This is a genomic window from Bradyrhizobium sp. Mp27 (genome assembly GCF_029953005.1).
Lineage (GTDB): Bacteria > Pseudomonadota > Alphaproteobacteria > Rhizobiales > Xanthobacteraceae > Bradyrhizobium > Bradyrhizobium barranii.
The window spans coordinates 1-9,786 of the sequence record NZ_JASAUS010000206.1 but is presented as its reverse complement, the minus strand read 5'-3'; the positions used below and the strand labels follow the sequence as shown (position 1 = coordinate 9,786).

Genomic DNA, 9,786 nt, shown 5'->3' with positions numbered 1-9,786 from the left:
TAACCTGCATCACGTAAACGTTTTTCATGACCTCAAGCCCGGCATCACTGCCGGGCTTTTCTTTTGGTCGGACGCTATTTGAGGCAGAGCAAATCAAACGTGCAGCTAAAAGGCGGCAGAGTTAATCAGCGCCGCGCTCCCTCAGGGAGAGCGGTGATGTGCCGTAGCATACTTGGCGCGCTGGATCGCGCGGTTCTTGCGTTGCAGCCGCTAAACACCTCCACTTCGGCACATCGATGCCGTCGGCGGGGCGTCCCCCCATCATAAAGGCGCCGACGTCGGCTTTTGGGGTTTGAGCAGAAAGTCTCCGCTCAATCAGAGTAATGCCGGTTTTTGACCCGAAGCCGACCATGGCAGCCGAACGCGCCTCCCATGACATCACCGCTTAAAGATTATCCGACTACTAGGAAACGTCAGACGCCCGGTCATATCCAGCACATCTTTACCATGCTATCTTTGTACCCAGCGGGGCCATTTTGCCCCACGCAAATCACATCGCCCCGACGCCCCCGCTGTTATCGCAGTGGTGGTTCGAGGAGGTTCCAATGCTTGCGAACCGTCGCGATTTTCTATTCTCCGGAGCCTACGCCGCTTCCGCAGCTCTATTCTGGAGTGCCGCCGCTCGGCTCAAGGCCGAAGAAACCGCCCCCCCGCCAGAAACCAATACCATCCGCCTCGCGAAGAGCCCAAGCCTCTGCATCGCGCCTGTGTACGTAGTAAGCGATCTGCTGAATGCCGAGGGATTCGCAAACGTCGTTCACGTCGAAACCGGATTCGTTGGTAGCGGCCCTGCACAAGACAAAGCTATCTGGAAAAATAGCGATGTCGACTTCGTCCTGAATTTCTCTGGTCCACTCCTTCTTGAGATCGATCGAGGCTTGAGCACTACCATTCTGGCCGGGATCCACGTCGGCTGCTTCGAGCTCTTCGCCAGGGAGGGCATACGTAGCGTCGCCGACTTGAAGGGTCGAACCGTCGGCATCCAATCGCTTGAGTCACCCCCGCATGTATTTTTGAGCGCGATGGCAACACTTGTTGGGCTCGATCCCGCCAAGGATATCGAATGGGTGACGAGCGCGAAGGTCAGACCGATCGAATTGTTTGCGGAGGGCAAGATCGACGCCTTCCTCGGATTTCCCCCAGAACCTCAGCGCTTGCGCGCGCAAAACATCGGTCGTGTCATCGTCAACAGTGCGCAAGATCGCCCATGGTCGCAGTATTTTTGCTGTATGCTGGCGGGCAATCGCGAATTCGTTCGAAAGAATCCCATCGCCACCAAGCGAGTGGTGCGCGCCATGCTCCGAGCCACGGATTTGTGCGTGAGCGCGCCGGCCTTTGTCTCGCAGCGGATGGTGGATAGGGGTTTCGCGCCTCGCCTGGACTACGCGGTTCAGACTCTTGCGGACGTGCCGTACAACCGCTGGCGCGAGTACGATCCTGAGGACACAATCCGATTTTACGCGCTTCGTTTGCGCGAAGCTGGGATGATTAAATCAAGCCCTGGGAAACTCATTGCGGATGGAGCCGACTGGCGGTTCCTCAATGGGGTTCGACGTGAACTGGGAGGCTGATTCATCTAAAGCGCTTTCGAGGAGGTCCCGATGCATACAAATCGTCGCGACTTGCTGTTGGCTGGGGCCTGCGCCGCTTCCACTGCCCTGTTTGGGGGCGTTGCAGCGCGGCTGAGGGCGGAAGAGTCTAATCCGCCGCCAGAGACCACGACAATCCGCCTTGCAAAGAACCCGAGCATTTGTATCGCTCCGCAGTACGTGGTGAGCGACCTCTTAAATGCCGAGGGATTCGCAGACGTCGTTTACGTTGAATCTGACGCCGGCGTGGAGCAAACCAAAGCAATCGCGAAGGGCGACATTGACTTCACCCTGCATTTCTCCGGTCCGCTTCTTCTCGAGATCGATCGGGGCGCAACCGTTACTATTTTGGCCGGGGTTCATGTCGGCTGCTTCGAGTTATTTGCCAAAGAGGGCATACGCAGCGTTGCCGATTTGAAGGGCCGAACCGTCGGCCAGCAGGGGCTTGGCAGTAGCCCGCACGTTTTCATCAGCGCGATGGCGACGCTTGTCGGACTCGATCCCGCCAAGGATATCGAATGGGTGACGAGCGCGAAGGTCAAACCGATCGAATTGTTTGCGGAGGGCAAGATCGACGCCTTCCTCGGATTTCCCCCAGAACCTCAGCGTTTGCGCGCGCAAAACATCGGTCATGTCATCGTCAACAGTGCGCAGGATCGCCCATGGTCGCAGTATTATTGCTGCATGCTGGCGGGTAATCGCGAGTTCGTCCGAAAGAATCCCATTGCCACCAAACGTGTAGTTCGCGCCATGCTCCGGGCGACGGACTTGTGCGTAAGCGCGCCAGCCTTTGTCTCGCAGCGGATGGTAGATGGGGGCTTCACGCCTCGCCACGACTATGCGGTTCAGACTCTTGCGGATGTGCCGTACAACCGCTGGCGCGAATACGACCCTGAAGACACAATCCGTTTTTACGCGCTTCGCCTGCGAGAGGCGAGGATGCTCAAATCGAATCCTGCAAAGATTATCGCGGATGCAGCAGACTGGCGATTCCTCAACGAGGTTCGACGTGAACTTGGGAGCTGATTCGACGTCGTTTCTTGGTCAGCGCCCGCTCCCTGCAACGTCGCGAGAAAGTGAAAACGGCGCGTCGGTGAAGAACGGTCTTCCCGGCTTTGAGTTTCGACCGTCGTTGCGTACGAAATTGCTGATGGCCTTCTTCGTCATCGAGATGCTCTTGATCTCGGTTGGTGTAATCGGTCTTTTATCGCTACGCGAAGCGGACCAGCGGGCGAATCAGGTCGTTGGCCTGCAGCAGAAGATCGAGGCATATCGGCAGATGCAGCATAATACGCTTCGACAGCTTTATGGCGTATCCACCGCGCTCGCCTTTCCGAACGAAGCGACATTGGCCGTTGTGCTGCGGCAGATCAACCAGTTTGGTTACGACCTTGACCGCGTCTCGTTCGTCGCAAAGGACGAGGTGACGCTGCTCAACCAAGTGCGCGAAGAATATGCGCGTTTCATTGCCGTAGTTTCACACATCGTCGATCTCATCCGCGGCGGACGAGCAGCTGAGGCCAAACAGAGCGAACTCGCGGAACTCGGGCCTCTCGCGGACAAGCTCGAACGACTGACCAATCAATTGGTCAACCGGGCTGAAGCGGACATGGTGGCCGGCATAGATGCGAGCCGACGAACTTACACCGAATCCCAGATACTTGTCACTGCGGTCGCGCTCGCAAGCTTTGTGCTTACGCTGGTCCTGGGACATGCGATCTCCCGGTCTGTGATCGAACCGGTCCGCATCATTCACCACGGGCTGAATCGGATAGCGGCTGGCGATTTCGCCCAGCGTATAGAGGTCCCCAATCGTGACGAACTCGGGGAGCTTGCGGCGCATGTGAATTCGACCTGCGAAGAGTTGCAGCAGCTCTACCGACGTCTTGAGGAGGCCAGCCGTCACAAATCGCAATTCCTCGCCAACATGAGTCATGAATTGCGGACGCCACTGAACGCGGTGCTCGGCTTTTCTGAGCTCATGCTCGACGGCATATACGGCGATCCTCCGGAGAGAATGCGATCCGCCGTCGAACGCATCCAACGGAACGGCAGACATCTCCTCGGGCTCATCAACGACGTCCTCGACCTCTCCAAGATTGAAGCCGGACAGCTTCGACTTTCTCTGACCGACTACTCGGTCGAGGAATTGGTAGACGTTGTGCATACCTCCGTTGAGTCGCTCGCCGCGGACAAGAAACTGAGTTTAAGAATTGCTGTGCCGCCAGGCTTGCCGCCGGCGCGAGGAGATGAACGCAGGCTCGCTCAGGCCCTGTTCAATCTCGTGGGTAACGCGATCAAATTCACCGACGCCGGAGAGGTCCGGATAGAGGTAGAAGCGCGGGGGGATTCCTACGTATTTTCCGTTCAGGATACGGGACCGGGCATCGACGAAGTGGACCAGGCCAGAATTTTTCAGGAATTCCAGCAGGTAGATAACTCGATCACCAAGGCAAAGGGAGGCGCGGGATTGGGCCTCGCCATAGTCAAGCGCATCGTGGAGATGCATGGTGGACGGATCTGGATAGAATCCCGCCTCGGCCATGGCGCGAGATTCTCTTTTCTGGTGCCGGCCCGGCTCGAGCAGCAGGCGATGCAGACATGAGCAAGCGCGTACTGGTGGTCGAAGATCAGGAGGACAATCGTCAGATTTTGCGCGATCTGCTTGCAAGCGTCGGTTACGAAATGATCGAGGCGCACGACGGCGAAGAAGCGCTCGTGGCGGCGCGCACCCAAAGCCCGGACCTGATCCTGATGGATATTCAACTGCCTATTCTAGACGGATACGAGGCGACACGGCGGATAAAAGCGCAGTCAGATCTCCGCCATATTCCAATCATCGTCGTCACTTCCTACGCGCTTGGCGGCGACGAGGAAAAGGCGCGTACGGCCGGCTGCGATGCCTATGTCGCAAAGCCCTACAGCGCACGAAAGCTACTCGAGACGATCAACCGATACTTAACATGAGATTCTAGCGCGTACTGACGTGGAGCAGAGATGCATGTCCCACCCCGAATCTTGATCGTGGATGACAACGAAACGAATCGCTGCCTTCTTACCGCGCGCCTCGATGCCGAAGGCTATAAGACCATGGAGGCCGAAGATGGCGAGAAGACTCTCGCGATCGTGCGTGAAATCGCGCCGGACGTTGTCCTCCTCGACGTCATGATGCCGAAGATCGATGGCTTCGAGGTCTGCCGGCGGCTGAAGGCCGATACGACACTTGGATTTGTCCCAATCATCATGGTGACGGCGCGAACCGACTCGCAGGATGTCGTCACAGGACTTAACGCAGGCGCCGACGAGTATCTGACCAAACCTGTCGACCATGCAGCGCTGGTTGCCCGCGTGCACTCCATGCTCCGCATCAAAGAACTGCACGATCGAGCGGAGGCCCAGGCCGCCGAGCTCGCATCGTGGAATAGTACGCTTGAGCAGCGTGTCGCCGAACAGGTAGCGCAAATCGAACGTGTTAGCCGTTTGAAGCGCTTTCTTTCCCCGCAGATCGCAGAACTCATCCTTTCTTCTTCGCCAAATGAATCCCTGGAGACACACCGCAGACAAGTGACGATAGTCTTCTGTGACTTGCGAGGATTTACCGCTTTCTCAGAAGTTGCTGAGCCCGAGGAGGTGATGGCCGTTATGAGAGAGTATCACACTGCCCTGGGCTCTGTAGTCCATGAATTTGAAGGCACGTTGGAGAGATTTATGGGGGATGGAATCATGGTAATCTTCGGAGATCCGATCCCTTGTCCCGATCCGTGCGTACGGGCTGTGCAAATGGCGGCCGCGATGCGGAGCCGTCTATCTGAATTGTCCAGCAATGGCGGCGGGAAAGCCACGAGCTTGGTTTTGGGATTGGCATCGCACACGGATATGCGACGCTCGGTCCTATCGGTTTCGAGGGCCGCTGCGAGTACAGCGCGATTGGGACGGTGGTCAATCTCGCGGCCCGGCTGTGCGCGGAGGCGCGCGACGGCCAGATTTTGATCGATAGCAAGGTGCGCGCGGCGATCGACGACAGAGCCACGACACAGACGGTAGGCGAACTCATGCTCAAGGGCTTGCATCGTCCTATCACCGCCTACAACGTAGTTGAGACGATTTGAGTAACACTGTTAGAGCTGGAGGATCGTCATGAACTCTGATCAGGTTCGACAGGTAGTCGATGAGGCAAATCGCAGGTTTGGTGTAGCCGCCGCCAGCAAGGACTATGCCGGTATGGCTGCGTTCTATACCGAGGACGCCAAGGTTCTGCCGCCCGATGCGCCGATTGTTTCGGGGAGAAAGCCGATCGAGGAATTTTGGCGGACGGCGGCAGACGCGCTCGGTCTGATAGACGTCACTCTCAAGACGATCGACCTCGAGGTTGCCGGCGACACCGCTTATGAGATTGGCGAGGCCGACCTGAAGCTCAGCTCTGGACAGGCAAAGGTAAAATACCTCGTTGTTTGGCTCCAAAGGGATGGCCGGTGGCACCTGCATCGCGACATCTGGAATAGCATGCCGACGAGCTAGAGGCGGACGGAGTATCGGCGCGATCCAATGCGTAACACGGCTTTCACGATAAGACTTGCTACGAGTTCGCTCGCGCGGCCCTGACTAGTCGATGAGATGAGATGTCGCCTAGTGGCCGATTGTGTTGCAAAAGTCGAAAGTTGCAGGGCTCAAGATTTTTCGCGAAAACACTAAGCAGCGAGCGATCGCTGATTCGTATGACCTCAATCGCGCTACCGAAGTCGCCTGTGAATTTTGCGGGAGGCCGTGAGGTCCCCCGCATCTTGTACGCGAAAGTCGCGCCCACGGCCCGCAGAATTTTGGTCATCGGCGAAAATCGACTTTTGCAACAATATCGGCCCTGAGCTGAACGCCACTGAAGCCATTGCCACGTCTGCTGTCTGAAGGAAGCCTGACGCCTCCCGACTGAGAAGCTGACCGCTGCTTTTGACCAGCTGCGACATCCGCGCGCATATTCGCTGTGATGCACAGTACCGATGGGATTTGAAGCATATGTTAGACTGTCGCTCGGCCTTGAGGGCGACGCGATGCGACGGCGCGAGTTCATAACGCTTGCCGGCGGTACGATGGTGGCGTTGCCGCTCGCAGCGTTGGCCCAAAAAGCGGGACGGACCTATCGCCTGGGTTGCTTGTCTCCGCATCCTCGCGATATTACGTACGTTTTTTCGACCAACTACGGCGCGCTGGTTTCATTGACGGCCAAAACCTCAGGATTGATTACCGCGCCTTTGCATCTCAGATCGATCTGATTTCGCAACTTGCGGCGGAGCTGGTCATAGCCCAACCCGATGTCATCTATGCTGCTGGACCCGAGGCAGTTAACGCCGTACAGCAGGCAACCAAGAGCATTCCCATCGTTGGGATCACAGGCGACATGGTCGGGGAGGGATTGGTAAAATCGTTCGCCCGGCCCAGTGGCAATATCACGGGGATCAGCATTTTTGCCCCTGAGCTTGACGGCCTACGACAGGACCTCCTGATCGAAGCCGTGCCCGGGATTCGCCGCATGGCGGCTCTCGCCGACGACCTTTGGTTTGAACGCGTGGTGAAGGGGTTGCGAGGCGAGGCAAAGGTTCGCGCCCTGCAAGAGGCGGCGCGCACACGCAACGTTGAGCTTTCAATCTATCGCGTCACGAGAGCTGAGGAGATTGCAGCGACTATCGATAAGGCACAGGCATCGGGGGCCACGGCGCTGAATGTTCTTAATTCCGGGATGCTCGACGGCAATGGTCCACTGATTATGGAGCGAGTTGCAGCACTGCGCCTTCCAACCATGTATCAGTGGGGAGTGCGGGCCGAGCAAGGTGGCTTTATCGGCTACGGTCCATCCTCCGATCACTTGGCAGACCTTACTGCCCGATTCGCGGCGAGTCTTTTGCGCGGCACGATGCCTGCCGATCTGCCGGTCGAACAGCCGACGAAATTCGAGCTGGTAATCAACCTCAAGACCGCTAAGGCGATGGGTGTGATGGTTCCGGAGGTTTTGTTGGTGCGCGCCGACAAGGTGATTGAGTGAAACGATGCTGTTTGCTGCATTGCATGAGTCTGCAAATGGCCCTTAGCCGAAGGTCGATTGAGCGCGTGTCGTGTCGGCTGTCAGGGGCAAACCGCACGACGATGCAACGTGGCGTCCACCGCTGCTTTTGACCCATAGCAGATCAATTGATCTCGCGCGGTTGTATTGAAGCTGCTAGACACGTGAAGTGTCGGATAGACCAGGTTCGCTGCCCGACCGCGCCGGCTTATCCGGTTTGGAGGGAATACCGGAAGCTCTTTGCCGGGCCGATAGCTGCCGCTTGTGACCTCAAGCCGACTCATTTTTTCGCCGTCGCTGATCAAAAAGGCTCATTCAACACGACACTTCGGTGAGCTACGTTTTCGCATAATGTAGAGGGATGGCGGATGAGCGACGTTAAAGACAAAGTTGTTCTTATTCTTGGTGTCGCCGGCGGCATCGGATCAGCAACGGCAAAGGATCTCGCACAAAAGGGCGAAGATCGCGGTCGCCGACATCAACGAAGCGAAGGCCGAGGATGTTGCAAGGGCGATACGCAACACGGGTGGCGAAAGCCGCGTCTATCCCGTCGATGTGACACAGAAAGAGCAGGTAAGGGCAACAGTCGCGAAGGTCGCTCAGGATTTTGGTTCGCTGGATACGCTGATCAACTGCGCCGGGATCATGTTTGTCCGCCCGCTGATCGAGATCAACACGGTGGAATGGGAGACCACTGTCGACTTGAATGTTAAAGGGGCGCTGTGGGCAATCGCGGCTGTTCTGCCGGTATTCATGCGTCAGCAGCGCGGGCATATCATCAATCTCAGTTCCATCCACGGCCTCAAAGTGTCGCCAGGCGGCGCGGTGCATTCGGCTTCCAAATTTGCGCTCCCGTATTGCCTAATCTGCAGATGTTACCCTGGTGGTGCCATTGCCGATGACGATCCGATGTCGGCCGATCGGCTGCGCCAGGTAGCTTTCCCGGCTTGCTCGACGAGAGGGGCTGTGGGCGGGTCGGGCCCTACATAGCCCGAGCCGTCCACAACCCCGGGCGATGGCGCCGCGGTCGGGGTGTCGCCGAGCGGCTCCTCCGCGACCAACTGCTGGGCCGCCCTCCGCCTAAGCGCCCTGAGCAGACGCTGCACGATCGAATGCTGTCTCGTCCCGAACTCCTCGGGGTGTTTCTCGTTCAGCCGGCTGACAATTGCGAGCGCCGTCAGTTGCGGCTGCTCTGCGAGCCAGCCCTCGATCGCAGTAATATGCGGGTCGAGCTTGGACGGCATACGAACCCTGGTTTTATAGGGTCGACGAGTTCGCCGGTGCGTGGCGCGCGGCTCGCCGGCGGTCACCATCTTGCCGAGCGTCTTCGCGAACGTCGCTGCGGGCGTCGGCGCGGTGCTCGCGTGAGCGGTTTGCAGGCAGCGCGCTTGTCCGGCACGACGATCGACGCGATTGCCGAGTTCGTCCTGGGTCGCGCGAATTTCGGCCAACAGCCCGACCGGATCGAGCGAGCGATACTGATCGCGCAGCCGTTTCTTCACGGCTGCGGTCACCTTGGGATGCGCCAATGCACGCTCATAGGGCGTCGACGGGGGATGATAGCGCTTGATCACTTTAGCCCCTTCGCGGCGCTTCTCCTTCAGCTTGAACGACGGCTGGAAGAAGTTGACGTAAAGCCGTGCCGCCGCGTAGAGGCGGCCCATTACGCGCACCGTCTCGACGCCATCGAAGCGGCCATAGCCCATGAGGCGGCGGACGACGGCACCATTCTTCTGCTCGACGAACGCTTGATCATTCTTTTTGTACGCGCGCGAGCGTGTGACTTCGAGCTTCTGTTCGCGGCACCATGGCACGACGACATCGTTCATGAAGGCGCTGTCGTTGTCGAAGTCCACGCCGCGCAAGAGCCACGGGAACAGGCCCTGTGCGCGGTTGATCGCCTCGACGACCAGCGAACCTTCCCGCGTCAACAATGGCAGGCACTCCGTCCAGCCCGTGGCGACATCGACCATCGTCAGGGTCTGGATGAACGAGCCAGCCACCGACGTGCCGCCATGGGCGACCATGTCGACCTAGAGCTGGCCCCGCAAATTCGGACAGTAGCTTGAGTGGATTTTCTGCCTGACAGCGGCGAGGATTCTTGCTGCGAATCAGGAGCGAAGATGACGAAGAAGAGCCGCCGGA

At 58.1% G+C, this 9,786-nt stretch carries 10 protein-coding genes; 8 read left to right on the top strand and 2 right to left on the bottom strand.

The annotated features are described in order from the left end of the window. The first annotated feature begins 545 nt into the window (after positions 1 to 545). The 8 genes from QJT78_RS45035 to QJT78_RS45000 all read left to right on the top strand — a co-directional run bounded on the left by QJT78_RS45035 (position 546) and on the right by QJT78_RS45000 (position 7,623). Positions 546 to 1,571, top strand: coding sequence for an ABC transporter substrate-binding protein (locus tag QJT78_RS45035; protein WP_038945340.1), 1,026 nt, complete (start codon positions 546 to 548; stop codon positions 1,569 to 1,571). Positions 1,572 to 1,601: 30 nt separating this feature from the next. Further along, positions 1,602 to 2,615: an ABC transporter substrate-binding protein gene (locus tag QJT78_RS45030; RefSeq protein WP_038954017.1), complete on the top strand. Its 1,014-nt coding sequence runs from the start codon at positions 1,602 to 1,604 to the stop codon at positions 2,613 to 2,615. Beyond that, positions 2,563 to 4,194 carry an ATP-binding protein gene (locus QJT78_RS45025; protein ID WP_080586838.1) on the top strand — a complete coding sequence of 544 codons (1,632 nt, stop codon included), beginning with the start codon at positions 2,563 to 2,565 and terminating at the stop codon, positions 4,192 to 4,194. Before QJT78_RS45030 ends, QJT78_RS45025 begins: the two co-directional genes overlap by 53 nt. Next, on the top strand, positions 4,191 to 4,556 hold the full coding sequence (locus tag QJT78_RS45020) for a response regulator (RefSeq protein WP_028154221.1): 366 nt from the start codon (positions 4,191 to 4,193) through the stop codon (positions 4,554 to 4,556). The genes QJT78_RS45025 and QJT78_RS45020 overlap by 4 nt, the downstream gene beginning before the upstream one ends. Positions 4,557 to 4,613: 57 nt before the next feature. Beyond that, positions 4,614 to 5,579 (top strand): response regulator, encoded by a 966-nt coding sequence (locus tag QJT78_RS45015; protein WP_272481436.1) that lies wholly within the window; start codon positions 4,614 to 4,616, stop codon positions 5,577 to 5,579. Further along, positions 5,483 to 5,698: an adenylate/guanylate cyclase domain-containing protein gene (locus QJT78_RS45010; protein WP_272481437.1), complete on the top strand. Its 216-nt coding sequence runs from the start codon at positions 5,483 to 5,485 to the stop codon at positions 5,696 to 5,698. The genes QJT78_RS45015 and QJT78_RS45010 overlap by 97 nt, the downstream gene beginning before the upstream one ends. A gap of 28 nt (positions 5,699 to 5,726) precedes the next feature. Next, positions 5,727 to 6,107 (top strand): DUF4440 domain-containing protein, encoded by a 381-nt coding sequence (locus QJT78_RS45005; protein ID WP_049808026.1) that lies wholly within the window; start codon positions 5,727 to 5,729, stop codon positions 6,105 to 6,107. Between the two features lie 625 nt (positions 6,108 to 6,732). After that, a complete protein-coding gene (locus QJT78_RS45000) occupies positions 6,733 to 7,623 on the top strand; it encodes an ABC transporter substrate-binding protein (RefSeq protein WP_038945346.1) in 891 nt (296 codons plus the stop codon). A gap of 414 nt (positions 7,624 to 8,037) precedes the next feature. Here the strand turns inward: QJT78_RS45000 and QJT78_RS44995 are convergent, their stop codons facing one another. Both QJT78_RS44995 and QJT78_RS44990 read right to left on the bottom strand, forming a co-directional pair. Continuing rightward, entirely contained in the window at positions 8,038 to 8,472 is a 435-nt protein-coding gene (locus tag QJT78_RS44995) for a hypothetical protein (RefSeq protein WP_028154458.1), read from the bottom strand. A 44-nt stretch (positions 8,473 to 8,516) separates the two neighbouring features. Beyond that, positions 8,517 to 9,668: a DDE-type integrase/transposase/recombinase gene (locus QJT78_RS44990; RefSeq protein ID WP_080587058.1), complete on the bottom strand. Its 1,152-nt coding sequence runs from the start codon at positions 9,666 to 9,668 to the stop codon at positions 8,517 to 8,519. Between the last annotated feature and the right edge of the window lie 118 nt (positions 9,669 to 9,786).